The organism is Microvirgula sp. AG722 (assembly GCF_003269145.1).
In the GTDB taxonomy this organism is placed as follows: domain Bacteria; phylum Pseudomonadota; class Gammaproteobacteria; order Burkholderiales; family Aquaspirillaceae; genus Microvirgula; species Microvirgula aerodenitrificans.
In genome coordinates this window covers 183,239-200,335 of the sequence record NZ_QLTJ01000003.1, presented here as the reverse complement: position 1 = coordinate 200,335, position 17,097 = coordinate 183,239, and the positions used below count along the sequence as shown (strand labels likewise).

The window sequence follows — 17,097 nt, the reverse complement described above, 5'->3', positions numbered from 1 at the left end:
AGATGAAAAAGAAAAACGCCCGCTTCCCCAACGGAAAAACGAGCGCTAACACCAGCGCGAATCATAGCACCGCGACGCCGCCCGACGTGACCGGCCAATGCGCCGAAGTCCTCTCCATCCTGCGAGCGCGACGTGGCGTATTGAGTTTTGAACTGACCGCTGATTGCGCCATTCCCGAAGCCGCTGCGCGCATTCACGACCTGCGCGGCAAGGGCTTCAATATCCACACTACCATCGAGCCGGAAATCACCTTCCGGGGCCGAGTGCGGCGCAATGTGGCGCGCTACTCGCTGGGTGTGCCCGCATGGCCGCGTCCCGGCTTTATTGCGACCAGCGGAAGGGGGCAGGCATGACACCGACCACACATGAGACCGGCCTGGCGCTGGTGCTGGCCAAGGACGGCCCGCGTATTGACTCGCGCATCGTGGCCGATGAGCTTGGCATTCAGCACGACAACCTGATACAGAACTTGGAGCGCTACCGGGACAAGCTCGGGCTGCTGGGGGTTTTCCGGTTTCAAACAGAGAAACCCCTCGCGGGCTCCAAAGGCGGCCGCCCGGTGCGCTTCGCCCTGCTGAATGAGGACCAAGCCTATTTTGCCGTCACCCTCTCGCGGAACACCGAACAGGCGGTCGAGGTGAAGTTCCGGCTAGTGCGGGCCTTTGGCGAGGCGCGCAAGCAGCAGGACGCCCGCCAGACCCAATACCTGCCGTTCTACCACCTGGCCCATGATGCCGCCCGCAGCATGGCGCAGACGGCCCAGCAGCGCGGCAGCGAGGCACCGGAACAGGTGTTCCATACCAACGTCGAGCGGCTGATTAATCGCGTGTTCGGCATCGAGACCGGCCAACGAGCCAGCCTGTCGCCGGCTATGCGGAACGCCGTCAGCACGGCTTACCAACTGGTGAGCGCAGCGGTGGCCGATACATTGGCTGACGGTGGCGACCACAAGGCTGCTTACCGTGAAGCCGAACGCCGTGTAACTGACTTCGCCCGCCTATTCGGACCGGCGCAACCGGGGAGGCTGGCCGCATGACCCTTGCTCACTCCCTCACATCGCGCTACATTGCCCCCGTACCGTTCAATAGCGGTACCGGGTTTGGCGACCCGAGCAACAAGGCGGATACCCGCCACCCCGGCGGCTTTTTTACGTCCGTACACCGCTGCACGTGCGTCCAGTTTATGGCGGGCAGTAGTGGGGAGACCTTCGGGTCTGCCGGTCCCTTGTTCCGGTTCGCCAACCCCGCTATTTGCCTGCCACCTCCGTTTGGCGACGGGTGGCAGGCTTCCAAAAACAAGGAGGCCACCATGCCTAGCATCGCCTTGCGCGCTGTCCACGTCCTGTTTCCACTCTCCGCCGTTCCTGTATCCACTGTCCCGACCCATGCCGAAGCGTGCGCCGTGGCGCGCCTGCTGGTGCAGCAAGGCAAGCGAATTGCTATCGCCCCGGCCGACCGTGGTTACACCGTGTCGGAGGTGCGAGCATGAACACCATCAAGCCCTTGGGCATCCGCTGCGACCAGAACGGCTTTGAACTGCTGGCTATCGCGCGCGAACATCTGCAAGAGTCTGACAAGTTCATTGAGAGCGCTGGTTGCTACGCGCCGAATGTCACCATGGAGGATGCCGCGCTGGCTGAATCGGTGGCGGAAGTGATGTTGGTAGACAGCATCGCCGGATTACAGGCCATCGGCCACCTAATCCGTCACCACGATGGGCATGACATCGGGGGCACTGACAAGGTGCTCTCGCAAGTCGGCTGCTTGGCATCCCTGCTGGCCGACATGCAGCAATACGCGCTGGACGCGCTTGGCGCGGCTCAAGCCCGTTGCTGGGCGCACGAACGCATTGCGGCAAGCCGCAACCGCTCCAATCCCATTCCTCAAAACTGAGGGCAGCACAATGAATGCAAATTTTCCGGGAAGTTACGCACCGGGGGGCAAGTCACGTCTGGGCGTCGACACAGTGCGTGCCGCCGCGTCCGGGCGCTGGCCGTCGATCCTGGCTGATCTGGGTATTGCAGCCGCCGTGCTGGGCAAGCGTGGCAACCAGCCTTGCCCGGCCTGCGGTGGGCGTGACCGTTTCCAGTTCATTGACAAAGACGCCGGCCGTTTCGTCTGCCGCGCACTGGACCGCCAAGGCGGCGACGGCTTTGCGCTGGTCGAGCACTGGCTTGATTGCGGTTTTGCCGACGCGCTACGGGCCGTCGCCGGCGTACTGGGGCTGGCGTACTGGGGCTGGCGGGCGACGCAGAGCTGTCGCACCCCTCGCTGCCGCACCGCGAGGCTGTCAACCCGACACCCTGCGCCAGCGCCGACCGTACCGACCGTCTGAGCGCGCTATGGGACGCCGCCCGCTCCGTCTCCCCCTCCGATCCGGTCGGGCGCTACTTGGCCAGGCGCGGGCTAGGGGCGGTGGCCGACACTTGCCCGGCTGCGCTGCGCTATCACCCGGCGCTGCCGTACTGGCACCCAGACAGCAACGGGCGCGCGGTGGAGCTGGGACGCTTCCCGGCCCTGCTGGCGCGGCTGACGGCCCCGGACGGCACGCTTGCCGGCCTGCACCGCATCTACCTGAGCGCCAGCAGCGACAAGCTGACGCAGTGTCTCGCCGGCGAACTGCTGCCGGCCAAGAAGCTGGCCACCGTGCGCGAGGGAGCGAGCAAGGGCGCGGCGGCACGGCTGTACCCACCTGAGGCGGGCCGGCTGGCGCTGGCCGAGGGCATCGAAACCGCGCTGGCTGTCGCACAGGGTTCCGGCTTGCCGGCATGGGCGTGCGTATCAGCCGGTGGGCTGGCGCGGGTGATCCTGCCGCCTGAGGCGACCGACGTATGGGTTTTTGCCGACCACGATGCCAGCGGCACCGGTCAGCGGGTGGCCGAGCGACTGGCGCGACGCCTTCGAGGTGAGAGCCGGCGCGTGCGGGTGCTGCTGCCAGAACTGCCGGGGGTGGATTGGCTGGATGTGTGGGGCGAACAACAAAAAAGGAACGCCACATGAGCGCGAATGCAAGGAAAGCCGAAGCGGCCGTCTATGGGGTGCTGGATATGCTGGCGGACAGCGGCGGCGCTCTCGACGCTAACGGTATTGCCGAAGTGCTGTTTTCACACTTCGCGGCCAACTGGGCTGCCCTGTCGCTGGATGACAAGGTGGTCATGGCCCATGCCGTTGCTGCCCTGAGTCTTGCCGGCCCCTGCATCGGGCCGATTGGGCGTGCCAGCCTGGACGACATACGGCAAGCTGCCGCGCGTGGTGAGCGTATCGACGCCTTGCCAGTGGGAGGGCGGTGCCATGAGCGCGAATGACCTGCAAACCCTCAAAGACGCGGCAACCCTGCCGCCCGATCCGCTTAAACCGCGCTTTGACGTGACCCGCGACGGTGTGTTCTACGTCGGCACCAAGACCGACCGAGACAGCGGTGAGGTGGTGGAACTGCCTCCGCTGTGGCTGTGCGACCGTCTGGAGATTGTCGGCAGCGGCATCGACGACGGCGGCGACGCTTACCGTCTGGTGAAGTGGATCAGCCGCATCGACAAAGAGCCGCGCCTCATTGCCATGGCAAATGCCTGCATCGGAGAGCGGGATTGCTGGGCGCAGTTGCGCGCGGGCGGGCTGGCACATTCGCCGCGCCGCGCCGCACTGGAACATTTGGCGCTGTACCTGCAACGGGAAGGGGCGACCACGCTGCACCACGTTACTGAGCGCGGCGGCTGGCGCAATGGCGCATACATTCTGCCGTCCGGGGAGGTAATCGGAGAGGCCCGTCCGCCCGTGTTCTATCACGGCGATACCAGTAGCGCCGCCGCCTACCAGCCGTGCGGCACGGCCGAGGGCTGGCGGGACAGCGTGGCGAAGCTGGCGCGGGGTAATACCCGGCCCATGCTGGCCATCGGCGCGGCGCTGGCCGCTCCGTTGCTGCATCTGGTTGAGCTGGAATCGGGTGGCATTCACTTGTTCGGCCCGTCCGGCTGCGGCAAGACCACCAGCGCCAAGGCCGGTGCGAGCATATGGGGTGAGCCGCGCGGCCAGGTATTGAACTGGGACAGTACCGCGCTGGCACTAGCCAATGCTGCTGCCGCGCGCAATGACGGTCTGATGCTGCTGGACGAGATGGGCCAGGGCGATCCACGCGCCGTCAGCATGGCGGCTTACCGACTGTTCAACGGCACCGGCAAGATGCAAGGGGCCAAGGACGGCGGCAACCGTGAGCAAGCCCGTTGGCGTGTGCTGGTGCTGTCCACTGGGGAAATCGACTTGTCCGCTTTCATGAGCAGCGGCGGCCACCGCACCCATGCCGGGCAGGAAGTGCGGCTGGCCAGCCTGCCGGCCGACGCCGGCAAGGGGCTAGGGGTGTTCGATACGCTCAATGGCTACGCCAGTTCGGGCGATCTGGCCGAAGCGCTGGAACAGGCCGCCACGGCCCAGCACGGCACCGTCGGCCGCGCCTTTACTGCCCACGTCGCCGGCCAGCCCGACACCATCACCCGCCGCCTGCGTCGTGCCATTGAGGACTTGCGGGGCGTGTTGCCTGCCTCTGTTAGCGGTCAGGTACGCCGGGTGGCCGCCCGCTTTGCCGTGATTGCCGAAGCGCTGGAACTGGCAACCGATGCCGGCCTGACCGGCTGGGCACCTGGAGAGGGCCGCGCTGCCGTGATTGGCTGCATGGCTGACTGGCTCGACCGCTACGGCATTGGCAATCGGGAAGATGTGTTGATTCTTGAGCAGATAGAGGGCTGGTTTGCCCTGCACGGGAATAGCCGCTTCATCCTCTGGGACAGTGCCAGCGGCGACAGCGAGCCAATGACGCGGGATTGCGCCGGTTATTTCCGCCGCGCGGTCGATAGCCTGAACTGGCTGGTGCATCCGTCCGTATTCGTGGATGAAATTGCCAATGGCTTTGACCGGGCGGTTGCTGCTGCTGTGGCAGCCAAGGCCGGCATGTTGACTCGTGGCAGTGACGGCAAGGCGACCAGCAAGCACCGCACGCCGGACTACCCGACGCCGAGGCGCTTTTATCACTTCACCGCCACCGTGCGCCGGCAGGACGACAGCGGCGACTAGCAAAACGTACACGCGCGAAAAAAACAGGTGGAACAGGTGGAACGGTGGAACAACTCTCTGAAAGCCTTATCTGTGGCGGGTTTGGCTGTTCCACCTGTGTTCCACCTGACCGAATCAAGGTGGAACAAAACCGGCCATTTCGTACTTGTTCCACCTGACACGCTGACAAGGTGGCACAGCGGTGGAACAGCTAGATCGGCCATGGTGGCGGGTTTGCGGGGTTTGTTCCACCGTTTCACCTGTTCCACCACGTTTTGTGCACATATAGAGAAAAGCCGTCATATGTGAGGCTGCAAGTGATGACAAAAGAATCAATCACCCTCGCCACGCTGGACGAAGCCGACCGTGAGCTGTTCGAGGAACGCGCCGCCGTCCGCCAGTTCGACGGCGGCATGGGGCAGCTGGCGGCCGAAGCTGCCGCGCAGGGCGACGTGTGGGAGTACCGGCGCTGGCGCATCGAGCGGGCCAATGGCGACGCCTTCGCCCTGTCCGTGCCGCAGGGAGCGACTCGACAGGAAGTTCAGCAGCAGTTCGCCGGCTGTGTGGCAGCGCTGCCGGAATCGGAGGCTGCATGACCAAGGCCGGGGCGAGGGTGCCGTGAGGGCTAGCCGGGGAGATTGTGGCGCTACTGTCCGACGCCGGCCGGGAGCTGACCCTGAGCCAGATACAAACGCACCTGGACGGATTCCGCGAGCTGCCCGAGCTGTCAGCGGCGATGGTCCGTTTGCATCGCAAGGGGCTGGTGATCGCCGAACTGGTGGAGCGACCGACTGACCAGGGTAGCCGTGTGGTGAAGTGCCATCAGCCTGCCCGGACGAACGATCAATACCGTATCGCGGCGTAGCGATACATTAAGGAAACAGACATGAGGGACACCGCCAGAAAGCGCGCAATCCTGAAAATGCTGGAAGTGCAAACCGAACGCGACCGGCTGGAATACGGGATACCACCTTACACCGCAACCACCATAGCCGAAGAGATCGGCGGAAGCGTTCAGTCCGTCGCCCGTACCCTGCGCGGCATGGCGAAGGATGGGCAACTGATTGCCGTGCGGGATCGGCAAGAGGTCTGGAACGCCATAGCAGACGGCCATATCGAAATGACCGTCACCGCCTACTACAGCGCCCGCACGATGGAGCACGACATGGCGGCCGCCAAACTGTGGGCTGATGGCGCAGACGGGCGGCAGAGACTTGCGCTGGAAGGATTCTCCCAAGCGTTCGGCATGGTGCGGCAATGACCTGCTGACCGATTCCGGCTGCCCTGTATGGGGGCGGGGGGCGGTCGAAAGTCTGGCCGGGATCAGGCCATAGACCGCCCGTTCCCTCACGCGCAGAAAATTTTCCCCCGTGGCGATTTTGTTAAAGGGCCATTCCTGTCCTGTTTCCTTGACTGGCGCGGGTTTGCGCCGCATTCACGCTCAGTCGGATGTTAAAGCGGTGTTAAAGCTGGCGGGCCGTCCGCCGGCCGGTGAACACGCTCGCACCCGTCCGAATGGCTGATTTTCAAAATCAACCCCATGAATGGGCTGTGAGAGGGGGCGCAGGATTATTTGAGTCCCTAAAAGGACGTGTGCCCTTCGGGCTTGGTCGCACGGCACGGCCATACCGGGATTTCCCGGTTTCGCCCGTCGGCAAGCAGGGGGCTGGCAGCCAAGCTGTAGACCCGGCATCCTGCACGCATTGCAAAAGCCAAAACTGGCTTTTGTTGCCAGTGTGCCCACGAGCGCCCCGTGCAAGTTGCTGGACCCAAGCGAGGGGCTTGGGCGAGCACGGGTTACTACCGCCCCGAACTGAGGCACCGAATTTCCGCAGTCATTGAGCGGGGCAGGCTGACTTGAAGTGAGGCAACCACACAGTGCCGGCCAAGTAGCCGGTACGCATCAGGTACGCAGGGAATCCCCGTACACCGGGGTTACGCGACCAGTACGCGCGCGTACAGCAAGACTCCGGACCATAACATTTGATAACAACCGGCTAGCGACCAGCGCCCGCGCGAATAGCCGGCTGACAAACCTGGCACCTGAGAAAGCGGCTCTATGCCGGCCCGTCGAAGGCGTGACGGATGGCCTCAAGGCTGGGCAAGGAAGTGAATGTGTTGGTATTTTTGTTGGTACTTGGCAAAGTAGGCATCATTGAAACCTAGCATTGGCGGCACTTTTGAGGCGTTTTGTGATTGCCGCCGTCCCACCAATTCTGAAACCCCAGCCACCCTTGGTTGGGGTTTTTTCTTGTCTGATCGTGCTGCAAGGTGCAGCTCCGCCTGGCCTCCTCCCGAAAAACCGTAGCGGAGAGAAGTAGAGATTTCTGGCAAATTTGAGCCCATCCAGGCAGGAGATTTGTCATGAAAAAATCGAAGTTCACGGAAGAGCAGATTGCCTTCGCGCTGCGCCAGGCGGCATGTTGTGCCGAACTGTTCGCTGCAGTTTTTGCGGTGATTGCTGCCGTTGTTCTCCGCAAAGCGGATGTAGTGGCGCAGTTCGGGCATGCGACGGGCGAGTCGCGCCACAGTGGGTGTGTATGGGTGTCAATCTGGAATTGAGATCTGCCTTTTATTTCCCGATCGGGAAATAAATAACCGGGCCATGCCCTAATCACACTGAAATTTCCCGATCGGGAAATTTCGCTTGCACATAGTCCGATTGTGGCTAATAATTTCCCGATCGGGAAACTGAGCAAGCCATGACATCCATTCGATCACCTCAACAACTCGGCGATGCACTACGTGCCGCCCGCAAGCAGCTCGGGCTGACCCAGCCCCGGTTGGCTCTGGCGGCCGGGGTGGGGGTGCGCTTCATTGTCGATCTTGAAGCAGGCAAACCCACCTTACGACTAGAGAACGTACTGCGGGTCATTGATGCCCTGGGGGGAGAGATCCAGTTGAGCGGGTTGCCATCATCCATGGACAACGATCACCGCGAGGGTGGCAACCATGGCGCATGAGCTGGAAGTCTGGCTTTTCGCCGATCGTGTCGGCACGTTGGCACTGGTCGATGGGCGGCTACGCTTTTGCTACGTATCCGATTGGCTGTCACACAAAGACACCGTTGCCTTGTCAGCCTCGCTGCCCCTGCAAGCGGCACCGTTCGATGATCGCAAAACGCGTCCCTTCTTTGCCGGTCTTCTACCCGAAGGGCAGATGCGCCGCCTGATTGCGCAGCAGTTTCAGGTGTCTGGCCAGAACGACTTTGCGCTGCTGGACCACATCGGCGGCGAATGCGCCGGGGCCGTGACGTTCCTTGAGCCGGGGCAGGCTTTGCCTGTGCCAACCCGCAGCGATGACGTTCAATGGCTGAGCGACGACGAAGTCGTTGCCATCCTGGATGAATTGCCGCGTCGACCCATGCTGGCGGGCAAAGACGGCTTGCGTCTTTCCCTGGCTGGTGCCCAGGACAAGTTGCCAGTGGTTTTCGATGGTGCGCGCATCGGGCTGCCCCTCAACGGCACGCCTAGCTCCCACATCCTGAAACCGGCCATCCACGGCGTTGACGACAGCGTGATCAACGAAAGATTTTGCATGGCTCTGGCAGAGGCCATGCAGCTCAAGCCAGCGAAATCAAAAGTCCACCGGGTATTGGATCGCTCGTTTCTGCTGGTTGAACGCTACGACCGACTGATCGATATGCAGGGGTACCGACAACGCCTCCATCAAGAGGACTTCTGCCAGGCACTTGGCGTGGTGCCCGAACTGAAGTACCAGAATGAAGGTGGTCCGGATCTGGTCCAGTGCTTTGACCTGGTACGCAGTGCGACGCGTCCCAGTGCGCCACAGGTACTGCGACTGCTCGACTACGTGATCTTCAATGCGCTGATCGGCAATCATGATGCGCATGCCAAGAATTTCTCTCTGCTTTACTCAGGCAAAGCCCCCGTTCTGGCACCGTTTTACCACACACTCTCGACGGCGGTGTATCCAGCACTGACGCAGAAGATGGCGATGAAAATTGGCAGCAAGTACAAGTTCAGCGAAGTTCAGGTGCGGCACTGGGAGCAGTTCGCCGAAGGCGTAGGTTTTACCAGGGCACAGGCCAAACGGCGCATTCTGGAGTTGGCAAAGTTACTGCCAGCGACGGCGCGCAAGCTCCAGTCTGACCCTGGACACAGTTTTGCTGGCAATCCAGTTGTTGAGCAAATCAATACCTTGATTGATCAACGCTGCACCCTGACGATTCGACGGCTCACCGACCCCGCAGCCGAAAATGACGCGGCCGCCGAACCCTCCGTCTGAGCTACCGTGCGGACGCGGGTTCGATTCCCGGATTCGGGAATTGAACTGGCACTGAAAGGTTGACTGGGTTGATGCACGTTCACGGCGACCAGCATGGCAAGAAAACCTGCTTGCCGGCCTGCAGTCCGGCAGGCTTTTCGATTGAGTTCGCAATGGTTCGCAGCAGCCCGCAGCGCTTCGATTGCGTACTTTCAATAGTCGCTTGATGCGGGGGGCCATCCCACACTTGTTTGCAGGATTCTGCGAACAGCAAGGACAAGCCATGAACGGTCGGTTCCTGCACACTTCAGTCAATCAGCATGATGCTCGCCTGAACGAAGTGGTCGCCAGGCAGGGCAAGGCGTGGGCTCAAGGTGAATTGCTACCCAGCTGCGGCGCACTGATGGCTTCTATGAAGCTTCTTGCCGCACCTTCCATGCTCTCGTCGGTGGTCTTTCCGCGGTGGGAATAGGCAACACCGAAGCCCAGATTTTTCTGCACCGGGTGGCGGCAATAGCGGGACGTCACCTGCAATTTGAGCGCTTGCCTGCCTGTTGGCGTAAGGGCTGCCGTGTCATCAAAAGTGATATGAACATTGACGCATGGACAAGTGCGATCTTCGTCATATTGGTAGTCAGAAGCCGTTTCAACAAACCGTGGCGGAGGATTCATTGAGGCAATGCGCTTTTTGACGAAGTCAACGAAGCTGCCGCTGTCGGGGGTCGGAGGCATTTCAAATACAAATGCTTGTGCCCCATAGGTCTCCGTACTTTCAGCCCCTCATTTTCCGAAAGAAAGGCCATTGCTTGCCACGCCTGTCACGATCCACCCCTCAGAGTCCGGTGCGTATACCGGCAATATGCGGCTGGGGAAAAATTGCTTCGGGCTTACCGGTTGGCCAGGCGACAGAGCCCAGGTGGTACCGGCAACCAGGCAACCGAGCACAAGGACGGCAATTTTTTCAGGAATGGTCATTTTTCATGAAATGAATGGAGACAGGGAAGGCAGGTCAATCATCAGTATGGGCCCGCAAGCAAGAGAAAGGGGTCAATCCCTTCCGCCTGCCGGACAAGTCCTTGCAGCATCAGGCATGATCTGCTCAAGTTTTCGGCGAGCCTGTATTCTTCAAGGCGGGATGCCGCCATGGATGGGTATGCGGCCGGCGCAAAAGTATTGCCCGTCGGGGCCGGAATGCTATCAGGTTCAATGCCTGCTCGCGATAAATCCTGACAACGCGCGAATGTGCCCTCCTGCTTGCGCAGGAGGGCATTTGAACGACTGGCAGAGAGAAACTAGAACCGATAGTTGCTGCTCAGCAGAAACGCGCGCGGGGCGCCGGGCTGGATCTGTGCGGCGCTGGTGGCGCTGGCGTAATAGCGGTGGTCGGTCAGGTTGGTGACGGCGGCTTCCACATCCCAGCTTCTGGTGCGATAGCCGGCGCGCGCATCCCAGCGGCCATAGCCGGGCAGCAGCACGCTGTTGGCGGTGTCGGCGTAGCGCTGGCCGACGGCGGTTACGCCGGTTTCGGCATACCAGCCGTTCTCGGGGGCGAAGCCGACGAACAGGCTGCCGTTATGGCGCGACACATTGGCCGGGCGCTTGCCCTGGCGGTTGGCCTCGGCACGGACGACCTCCGGGTTCTGCAGGGCAAGGCCGCCGCGTGCATACCAGTCGCCGACCAGACGGCCGGTCAGCGTCAGTTCCATGCCGCGCGTGCGCTGCAGGCCGGTCAGTTCCACCCGGGACGGATCATTCGGGTCGGTGGTGCGGCGGTTGTACAGCTCCAGCGAGTACAGCGACAGCGTGCTCGACAGCTTGCCGTCCAGCCAGTCGCTTTTTACCCCGGTCTCATACTGGCGTGTGTACTCCGGATCGAGTGCATTGCTTGTCACCCCCGGCGTGATGCCGATGGTGCCGCCGCCAGCCGGAGCGAACGTCTTGCTGTACGACGCATAGAACGAGTGGTCGCGCAGCGGTGTCCATACCAGCCCGATGCGCGGGCTCAGCGAATGGCTGGAGCGGCTTTCCGATTTGCCGTTCAGCTGGTTGCTGCTGTCGATGTCGAAGCGGTCGTAGCGCAGCCCGGCCAGCAGCTTCCACAGGCCGAGGCTCAACTGGTCCTGCAGGTACAGTGCCCGGGTATCGACCCGGTGCTGGTTGTCGCTGTTGATTTTCATCGCCCCGTTGTACTGCAATCGGGTATCGGGGTCGGTGATCGACAGTGACGGCACCGGGCTGGCGTTCTGGTACAGCTTCGGATCACGCTTCTGCTTGCCGATTTCAATCCCGGCCAGCAACTGGTGGGCCAGCGGGCCTGTGGTGAACTGGCCCTCGGCCTCGAAGTTGCTGGTGATGTTCAGGGCGTTCAGATCCTGGATCCAGCGCTGACGCGTGACCCGGTTGCCGCTGACGCCGGTCTGGTAAGTGTTGTCGAAATCGCTGTCCAGCCTGATGACGCCGAGCAGGTGGCGCAACTGCCAGTGCTCGTTCAGGTCGTAGCTGAGGCGCGAACGCAGCGACTGCGTTTCATCGCGGATGTAGTCGCGTGCCGCATTGCCGTACACGGTATCCAGCGCCACATCGGCCGGACGGCCGTTGATGCCGGGAATCCCGCGGTCCGGCGTGCGGTCGTACAGCCCGTACTCGTATTGCACCAGCCAGTTGAGCGCCGGGGTCAGGCGCCAGTTCAGCGACGGAGCAAACAACTGGCGGCGGCTGTGCAACGCGTCACCCCGGAAGCTGTCGGACTCTTCCTGCGCGGCGTTCAGGCGTACGGTGATGTCATCGGACAGGCTGCCATTGAGGTCAGCCTGCAGGCGCCACAACCCTTCGCTGCCGACCCGGGCCGAGACGCTGGACGGCAGACCCGGCTGCGGCTTTTTGCTGACCCGGTTGACGATGCCGCCACTGCTGCCCCGGCCATAGAGCACGGCGGCCGGGCCTTTCAGCACCTCGACCCGCTCGATATTGCCGAGGTCGCGGCTGTACTGCATGTCATCGCGAAAGCCGTCCAGATACAGATCGTTGGCCGCGCTGAAGCCGCGGATCGAGACGCTGTCGAAACGGGTGTCGCCACTGGCGTCCACCCCCGGCACTCCCGTCAGTGCCTGGCTGAGGTCGGTCTGGCCATAGGCATCGAGGTTTTTGACCGCGACGGCATCGATCGCCTGCGGCACGTAGCGCGCCGGTGTGCGGGTGCGGGTGGCGGTGGTGACCTCGGGCAGGCGCGGATCGGCCAGCGGCTGTTCGCTGCTGACGGTGACCGTTTCCAGGACAGTGTCGCTGTCGGCGTGGACGAAGGAGGGCAGCAACATCAGGCCCAGGGCCAGCGGTGACAGGGTAAAGGCGGGGAACGGTCCGGAAGATGCCATTTGCAGTTTTTTGTATGGTAAAAACGCGAATGGTAATGATTATCAATAAATGCTGTCAATTCCCGTCTTGCCATCTGAACTCACTACGGTATGCAGTGCTACGCCCGGCGGGCAATCAGGCGCTCATGGCTTTCGGTGACCAGAATCAGCGCCCCGTCGGCGTCGAACTCGAACCAGCGAACCTGCCGCAGCAGGCTGAGGAAGTGCTCTTCCTGCTGCATCAGTGCCGGGGCACAGTGCATCATGGTCGTCATTGCCAGCGGGATGCGCAGGGTTTCGCCACCGATCTGGTAACCGCCGACATAGCTGTTGCAGGAAGCCTGGCCGGACAGGCGGCCGTCTTCGCCGAAGTCGATCGTGACATGTGAGGCATCGATCAGCCCGCGACCGGCGATATCCTCGACCAGCCATTCCCCGCCCTGCAGCAGCGAGGCCGGATCGCCGCCGCAGCCGATAAAGCGCTGGTCACCATGGCGGACCTGTACCGTGTCCGGATACGGCATGCCGCTCATGCTGTCGAGGCAGCGCTGCTCGCTGATATCCACGATCAGCGGTGTGCCGTCGGCATGGCCGGCATAGCGGGTGCGGGTGCCGCTGCGCACCGCTTCGGGTGTCGGCAGCTTTACCCGGATATCTCCCCGGGCGGTCGAAAAACGCAGACCGGGGCCGTCGAAGTGCAGATCCAGCAACCAGCCCGGTTCGTTGCCACTGGCACGATACGGCTTCGGCCTGTCCATCCGGCAGGTTGCATAATGCTTGCCGCGCACCATGACCAGCGCGCTGCCATCCTCGCTCCAGAACGAGGTGTGCGGGTCATCCTCGGCCACAAACAGCATGCCGTGCGCCGTGGGCGTTTCGTGCAGCGTGTAATGGCGCGAGGCCGTCGTCATCCGCATGCGGTCGCCGGCAAAACCGATAGTGACTGTGCCGGGGGCGCAATCCGGCGTGGTCACGAAGGTGAGTGCCTCATCGGCGACCGGGGTGGCACGAGGTGACGGGGGAGCGGCACAGGCAGACAGCATGAGGATGGCGACGAGGGAAAGGCCGGCGCGCAGTATCATCGGATTCTCCGGGCAAGGGCAGGCGGCAGGGTACCGGAGCGGTGCCCGAGCGCCAGCGCTACCCGGGTCAGGTCGCGGAAACATAAATCCTTGTCCTTGTCATGGACGAGTAAGCGACTGATTTTTGAGATAATTCGCCGCAGGAGGTAGGAAATCATGGCGACCGTTATCGCTTATATCGTTTTGGGTTATTTCTTCTTGATGCCGCTGTGGGTCTGGTTTGCGTACAAGGCCATGGACCGACTGGAAAAGCGCGTGCCGCGCCGACAGGGCAAGCGTCGTTTCGATGCGCTTGATCCGTTCTATGTGCGTTCGCCGTTCAGCTTTGGGCACTGATGCACAGTAAATCCGGTTCTAAAGAACATTTTTGTTATAAACATCTGTTATATTTGAATTTGACAATATAGAAGCGACGCGGCACGATAGCCGCATTCTTCTACGCCGATTTGATCACAGCTTGCGGGCGTAAAAACTGCTAAAGCGTCAGGGGTGCCTATTGCGCCCCCAGTGCCAGCCGTTCTTGAAGCCCGCCATGATCGTCATCGGCGGGCTTTTGTATTTCAGGCCGTGCCGGACCGGCACGGAAAGTGTGAGCATGATTGAACTAATCGAGGTCGAAAAGACCTACACCCGGCCTGACGGCGGCACGTTCCAGGCAGTAGCCCGGACCACGCTGTCGATCGAGGACGGGGAGATTTACGGCATCATCGGCCGTTCCGGTGCGGGCAAATCCACCCTGGTCCGGCTGATCAATCTGCTGGAGCGTCCGACTGCCGGCCGGGTCGTTATCGACGGCGAGGACGTGACCGCACTCGATGCGGCAGGACTGCGCCGGCTGCGTCAGCGTGTCGGCATGATCTTCCAGCATTTCAACCTGCTGTCGTCAAAGACGGTGGCCGACAACGTGGCCTTTCCGCTGAAGATCAGCGGCACCCGGTCCCGGGACGAGATCCGCAAGCGGGTCCTGGAACTGCTCGACCGGGTCGGACTGCGCGAACAGGCCGACAAGTATCCGAACCAGCTGTCCGGCGGGCAGAAGCAGCGCGTCGGCATCGCCCGCGCGCTGGCAACCGACCCGAAAATCCTGCTGTGTGACGAAGCGACCAGCGCGCTGGACCCGGAAACCACCCAGTCGGTGCTGCAACTGCTGGCGGAGATCAACCGCGAACTCGGGCTGACCATCGTGCTGATTACGCATGAAATGGACGTGATCCGCCGCATCTGCGACAAGGTCGCGGTGCTGGATCGTGGTCAGGTGGTCGAGAGCGGCAATGCCGCCGACGTGTTCCTGCACCCGCAGCACACGACCACGCGGCGTTTCGTGCAGGAAACCGAGCATGTCGACGAGAACGAACAGTACGCCGACTTCGCCCAGGTGCCGGGCCGCATCGTGCGCATGACCTTCCGTGGTGAAAGCACCTATGACCCGGTGCTGGTCCAGGTCGCGCGCAGTACCGGGATGGACTTCAGCATCCTGTCCGGCCGCATCGACCGCATCAAGGACACCCCGTATGGCCAGATGATTCTGGCGCTGTCGGGGGGGGACCAGGATGCCGCGTTGCGTCAGATTGCCGAATTCGGCGTGATTGTGGAGGAACTGCGCGCATGAACGCGATGTTTGCCGATCTGTTTACCAATGTCGACTGGATGGATATCTGGCTGGCGACCGAGGACACGTCAATCATGGTGGCCGTGTCGCTGGTGTTTACCGTGGTGTTCGGGCTGCCGCTGGGCGTGCTGCTGTTCCTGACCAGCAAGCAGCAACTGCTCGACAGCCCGCGGCTGTATTCGATGCTGTCGTTCATCACCAACCTGCTGCGTTCGCTGCCGTTCGTGATTCTGCTGATTGCGATGATTCCGCTGACAGTGCTGCTGACCGGCACCTCGATCGGCGTGGCCGGCGTCATTCCGCCGCTGGTGGTCGGTGCCACGCCGTTCTTCGGCCGGCTGGTGGAAACGGCGCTGCGCGAAGTCGACCGCGGCATTATCGAGGCGTCGCAGGCCATGGGCGCGACCACCCGGCAGATCGTGGTCAACGCTCTGCTGCCAGAAGCGCTGCCGGGCATTCTGGCCAGCGTGATCGTGACTGCCATCACCCTGGTGTCGTACTCGGCCATGTCCGGCCTGGTTGGCGGCGGTGGCCTCGGCGATCTGGCTGTGCGCAATGGCTACCAGCGCTTCCAGACTGACGTGATGATCGTCACCGTGGTCCTGCTGCTGATCATGGTGCAGGTGCTGCAGATGATCGGCGACCGCCTGGTCCAGCATTTCTCCCGCAAATAACCGTTTTTCTGTCCCCCGGTCCGTGGGACCGGGTGTCCTCTCTCGTCCCAAAAAGGCTTGTCATGAAAAAACTGCTCGCTGTACTCGCTACCGTCGCCGCGTTCCAGGTTCACGCCGCTGACAAACTGACCGTGGCTGCCACCGCCGTGCCGCACGCGGAAATCCTCGAATTCGTCAAGCCGGTCCTGGCCAAGGAAGGCGTCGATCTGGAAGTCAAGGTGTTCACCGACTACGTGCAACCGAACGTGCAGGTCGCCGAGAAGCGCCTGGATGCCAACTTCTTCCAGCACAAGCCGTACCTGGACGAGTTCAACAAGGGCAAGGGCACCAATCTGGTGTCGGTGGTCGGCGTGCACGTCGAACCGTTCGGCGCCTACTCGACCAGGATCAAGAAGCTGGCCGACCTGAAGTCCGGCGCCGTGGTCGCAATCCCGAACGACCCGACCAATGGTGGCCGCGCGCTGCTGCTGCTGGACAAGGCCAAGGTCATCAAGCTGAAGAACCCGAGCAACATCCTGGCCACCCCCAAGGACATCGCCAGCAACCCGAAGAACCTGAAGTTCAAGGAACTGGAAGCCGCCACGCTGCCGCGCGTGCTGGATCAGGTCGATCTGGCGCTGATCAACACCAACTACGCGCTGGCCGCCAAGCTGAACCCGACCAAGGATGCGCTGGCGATCGAAGGCAAGCAGTCGCCGTACGTGAACATCCTGGTTGCCCGCCCGGACAATGCCAAGTCGCCGGCAATGAAGAAGCTGGCTGCTGCCCTGACCAGCCCGGCCGTGAAGAAATTCCTGCAGGAAAAGTACCAGGGCGCGATCGTTCCGGCCTTCTGAGCGCCTGAACGCTGATCTGCCCGACGCCGGCGTCTTTGCCGGCGATGGGCAGGTCGGTTAGAATCTGCCCCCTGCCAGCCCGAGTGGTGAAACTGGTAGACACAAGGGACTTGAAAATTTGAGCCCTCCGGGGGAAACCCCGAAGGTGACGCCCGTCAAATTCGGTGAACGCCCTGGCTGTCATGCAGCCGAGCCAACGCCGAGCCAAGCCCCGGATCATCCGATTCGCGGGAAGGTGTAGAGAGCAGACGGCGGGCACCTGTGGCCGCAAGGCTATGGT

The 17,097-nt window shown here is 62.2% G+C and carries 21 protein-coding genes; 17 read left to right on the top strand and 4 right to left on the bottom strand.

Annotated elements, in window-relative coordinates:
• Positions 1-2 precede the first annotated feature (2 nt).
• The 11 genes from DFO50_RS06990 to DFO50_RS06940 all read left to right on the top strand — a co-directional run bounded on the left by DFO50_RS06990 (position 3) and on the right by DFO50_RS06940 (position 6,300).
• Entirely contained in the window at positions 3-353 is a 351-nt protein-coding gene (locus tag DFO50_RS06990) for a helix-turn-helix domain-containing protein (RefSeq protein WP_112692246.1), read from the top strand.
• The gene (locus DFO50_RS06985) at positions 350-1,036 is read left to right on the top strand and encodes a Rha family transcriptional regulator (protein ID WP_112692245.1); all 687 of its coding nucleotides are present in this window, start codon (positions 350-352) and stop codon (positions 1,034-1,036) included. The genes DFO50_RS06990 and DFO50_RS06985 overlap by 4 nt, the downstream gene beginning before the upstream one ends.
• Complete coding sequence (locus DFO50_RS19490) at positions 1,033-1,488, top strand: hypothetical protein (protein ID WP_233495205.1); 456 nt, start codon at positions 1,033-1,035, stop codon at positions 1,486-1,488. The genes DFO50_RS06985 and DFO50_RS19490 overlap by 4 nt, the downstream gene beginning before the upstream one ends.
• Positions 1,485-1,892, top strand: a complete 408-nt coding sequence (locus tag DFO50_RS06975) for a hypothetical protein (protein WP_112692244.1) — start codon at positions 1,485-1,487, stop codon at positions 1,890-1,892. Before DFO50_RS19490 ends, DFO50_RS06975 begins: the two co-directional genes overlap by 4 nt.
• A gap of 10 nt (positions 1,893-1,902) precedes the next feature.
• Positions 1,903-2,334, top strand: coding sequence for a primase-helicase zinc-binding domain-containing protein (locus DFO50_RS19485; protein WP_112692243.1), 432 nt, complete (start codon positions 1,903-1,905; stop codon positions 2,332-2,334).
• 80 nt (positions 2,335-2,414) lie between these two features.
• Positions 2,415-2,999 carry a toprim domain-containing protein gene (locus DFO50_RS19480; protein ID WP_158537412.1) on the top strand — a complete coding sequence of 195 codons (585 nt, stop codon included), beginning with the start codon at positions 2,415-2,417 and terminating at the stop codon, positions 2,997-2,999.
• On the top strand, positions 2,996-3,304 hold the full coding sequence (locus DFO50_RS06960; protein ID WP_112692241.1) for a hypothetical protein: 309 nt from the start codon (positions 2,996-2,998) through the stop codon (positions 3,302-3,304). The genes DFO50_RS19480 and DFO50_RS06960 overlap by 4 nt, the downstream gene beginning before the upstream one ends.
• Positions 3,291-5,060 (top strand): DUF927 domain-containing protein, encoded by a 1,770-nt coding sequence (locus DFO50_RS06955; protein WP_112692240.1) that lies wholly within the window; start codon positions 3,291-3,293, stop codon positions 5,058-5,060. Before DFO50_RS06960 ends, DFO50_RS06955 begins: the two co-directional genes overlap by 14 nt.
• 299 nt (positions 5,061-5,359) lie before the next feature.
• A complete protein-coding gene (locus tag DFO50_RS06950; protein ID WP_112692239.1) occupies positions 5,360-5,635 on the top strand; it encodes a hypothetical protein in 276 nt (91 codons plus the stop codon).
• A 44-nt stretch (positions 5,636-5,679) separates the two neighbouring features.
• Positions 5,680-5,904, top strand: coding sequence for a hypothetical protein (locus DFO50_RS06945; protein WP_112692238.1), 225 nt, complete (start codon positions 5,680-5,682; stop codon positions 5,902-5,904).
• A gap of 21 nt (positions 5,905-5,925) precedes the next feature.
• Positions 5,926-6,300: a hypothetical protein gene (locus tag DFO50_RS06940; protein WP_112692237.1), complete on the top strand. Its 375-nt coding sequence runs from the start codon at positions 5,926-5,928 to the stop codon at positions 6,298-6,300.
• An 830-nt stretch (positions 6,301-7,130) separates the two neighbouring features.
• On the opposite strand, the gene DFO50_RS19125 is transcribed toward DFO50_RS06940, so the two are convergent.
• Positions 7,131-7,547, bottom strand: a complete 417-nt coding sequence (locus DFO50_RS19125; RefSeq protein WP_158537411.1) for a hypothetical protein — start codon at positions 7,545-7,547, stop codon at positions 7,131-7,133.
• 194 nt (positions 7,548-7,741) lie between these two features.
• Between DFO50_RS19125 and DFO50_RS06930 the strand changes: the two genes are divergently transcribed.
• Together DFO50_RS06930 and DFO50_RS06925 are read left to right on the top strand one after the other, a co-directional pair.
• Entirely contained in the window at positions 7,742-8,002 is a 261-nt protein-coding gene (locus DFO50_RS06930) for a helix-turn-helix transcriptional regulator (RefSeq protein WP_107888572.1), read from the top strand.
• The gene (locus DFO50_RS06925; protein WP_107888571.1) at positions 7,992-9,287 is read left to right on the top strand and encodes a type II toxin-antitoxin system HipA family toxin; all 1,296 of its coding nucleotides are present in this window, start codon (positions 7,992-7,994) and stop codon (positions 9,285-9,287) included. The genes DFO50_RS06930 and DFO50_RS06925 overlap by 11 nt, the downstream gene beginning before the upstream one ends.
• A gap of 348 nt (positions 9,288-9,635) precedes the next feature.
• Here DFO50_RS06925 and DFO50_RS18805 read toward each other — a convergent pair whose 3' ends face one another.
• The 3 genes from DFO50_RS18805 to DFO50_RS06915 all read right to left on the bottom strand — a co-directional run bounded on the left by DFO50_RS18805 (position 9,636) and on the right by DFO50_RS06915 (position 13,698).
• Positions 9,636-9,998, bottom strand: coding sequence for a hypothetical protein (locus DFO50_RS18805; RefSeq protein ID WP_146745022.1), 363 nt, complete (start codon positions 9,996-9,998; stop codon positions 9,636-9,638).
• Positions 9,999-10,558: 560 nt separating this feature from the next.
• Positions 10,559-12,637, bottom strand: coding sequence for a TonB-dependent siderophore receptor (locus DFO50_RS06920; RefSeq protein WP_112692236.1), 2,079 nt, complete (start codon positions 12,635-12,637; stop codon positions 10,559-10,561).
• A 98-nt stretch (positions 12,638-12,735) separates the two neighbouring features.
• On the bottom strand, positions 12,736-13,698 hold the full coding sequence (locus tag DFO50_RS06915; RefSeq protein ID WP_051528978.1) for an META domain-containing protein: 963 nt from the start codon (positions 13,696-13,698) through the stop codon (positions 12,736-12,738).
• 156 nt (positions 13,699-13,854) lie between these two features.
• Between DFO50_RS06915 and DFO50_RS06910 the strand changes: the two genes are divergently transcribed.
• The 4 genes from DFO50_RS06910 to DFO50_RS06895 all read left to right on the top strand — a co-directional run bounded on the left by DFO50_RS06910 (position 13,855) and on the right by DFO50_RS06895 (position 16,817).
• The gene (locus DFO50_RS06910; protein WP_028499906.1) at positions 13,855-14,034 is read left to right on the top strand and encodes a hypothetical protein; all 180 of its coding nucleotides are present in this window, start codon (positions 13,855-13,857) and stop codon (positions 14,032-14,034) included.
• A 259-nt stretch (positions 14,035-14,293) separates the two neighbouring features.
• Positions 14,294-15,307 carry a methionine ABC transporter ATP-binding protein gene (locus DFO50_RS06905; protein ID WP_028499905.1) on the top strand — a complete coding sequence of 338 codons (1,014 nt, stop codon included), beginning with the start codon at positions 14,294-14,296 and terminating at the stop codon, positions 15,305-15,307.
• Positions 15,304-15,981, top strand: coding sequence for a methionine ABC transporter permease (locus tag DFO50_RS06900; protein WP_107888568.1), 678 nt, complete (start codon positions 15,304-15,306; stop codon positions 15,979-15,981). Before DFO50_RS06905 ends, DFO50_RS06900 begins: the two co-directional genes overlap by 4 nt.
• A gap of 62 nt (positions 15,982-16,043) precedes the next feature.
• Positions 16,044-16,817, top strand: coding sequence for a MetQ/NlpA family ABC transporter substrate-binding protein (locus DFO50_RS06895; RefSeq protein WP_028499903.1), 774 nt, complete (start codon positions 16,044-16,046; stop codon positions 16,815-16,817).
• Positions 16,818-17,097: the final 280 nt, after the last annotated feature.

What these genes read in the sequence shown, in the direction of transcription:
- DFO50_RS06920 (WP_112692236.1), bottom strand. Translation starts at nt 12,637, where the DNA reads ATGGCATCTTCCGGACCGTTCCCCGCCTTTACCCTGTCACCGCTGGCC.
- DFO50_RS06905 (WP_028499905.1), top strand. Translation starts at nt 14,294, where the DNA reads ATGATTGAACTAATCGAGGTCGAAAAGACCTACACCCGGCCTGACGGC.
- DFO50_RS19485 (WP_112692243.1), top strand. Translation starts at nt 1,903, where the DNA reads ATGAATGCAAATTTTCCGGGAAGTTACGCACCGGGGGGCAAGTCACGT.
- DFO50_RS06985 (WP_112692245.1), top strand. Translation starts at nt 350, where the DNA reads ATGACACCGACCACACATGAGACCGGCCTGGCGCTGGTGCTGGCCAAG.
- DFO50_RS19490 (WP_233495205.1), top strand. Translation starts at nt 1,033, where the DNA reads ATGACCCTTGCTCACTCCCTCACATCGCGCTACATTGCCCCCGTACCG.
- DFO50_RS06950 (WP_112692239.1), top strand. Translation starts at nt 5,360, where the DNA reads ATGACAAAAGAATCAATCACCCTCGCCACGCTGGACGAAGCCGACCGT.
- DFO50_RS06930 (WP_107888572.1), top strand. Translation starts at nt 7,742, where the DNA reads ATGACATCCATTCGATCACCTCAACAACTCGGCGATGCACTACGTGCC.
- DFO50_RS06960 (WP_112692241.1), top strand. Translation starts at nt 2,996, where the DNA reads ATGAGCGCGAATGCAAGGAAAGCCGAAGCGGCCGTCTATGGGGTGCTG.
- DFO50_RS06910 (WP_028499906.1), top strand. Translation starts at nt 13,855, where the DNA reads ATGGCGACCGTTATCGCTTATATCGTTTTGGGTTATTTCTTCTTGATG.
- DFO50_RS06990 (WP_112692246.1), top strand. Translation starts at nt 3, where the DNA reads ATGAAAAAGAAAAACGCCCGCTTCCCCAACGGAAAAACGAGCGCTAAC.
- DFO50_RS06975 (WP_112692244.1), top strand. Translation starts at nt 1,485, where the DNA reads ATGAACACCATCAAGCCCTTGGGCATCCGCTGCGACCAGAACGGCTTT.
- DFO50_RS18805 (WP_146745022.1), bottom strand. Translation starts at nt 9,998, where the DNA reads ATGCCTCCGACCCCCGACAGCGGCAGCTTCGTTGACTTCGTCAAAAAG.
- DFO50_RS06895 (WP_028499903.1), top strand. Translation starts at nt 16,044, where the DNA reads ATGAAAAAACTGCTCGCTGTACTCGCTACCGTCGCCGCGTTCCAGGTT.
- DFO50_RS19125 (WP_158537411.1), bottom strand. Translation starts at nt 7,547, where the DNA reads ATGCCCGAACTGCGCCACTACATCCGCTTTGCGGAGAACAACGGCAGC.
- DFO50_RS06915 (WP_051528978.1), bottom strand. Translation starts at nt 13,698, where the DNA reads ATGATACTGCGCGCCGGCCTTTCCCTCGTCGCCATCCTCATGCTGTCT.
- DFO50_RS06955 (WP_112692240.1), top strand. Translation starts at nt 3,291, where the DNA reads ATGAGCGCGAATGACCTGCAAACCCTCAAAGACGCGGCAACCCTGCCG.
- DFO50_RS06940 (WP_112692237.1), top strand. Translation starts at nt 5,926, where the DNA reads ATGAGGGACACCGCCAGAAAGCGCGCAATCCTGAAAATGCTGGAAGTG.
- DFO50_RS06925 (WP_107888571.1), top strand. Translation starts at nt 7,992, where the DNA reads ATGGCGCATGAGCTGGAAGTCTGGCTTTTCGCCGATCGTGTCGGCACG.
- DFO50_RS06900 (WP_107888568.1), top strand. Translation starts at nt 15,304, where the DNA reads ATGAACGCGATGTTTGCCGATCTGTTTACCAATGTCGACTGGATGGAT.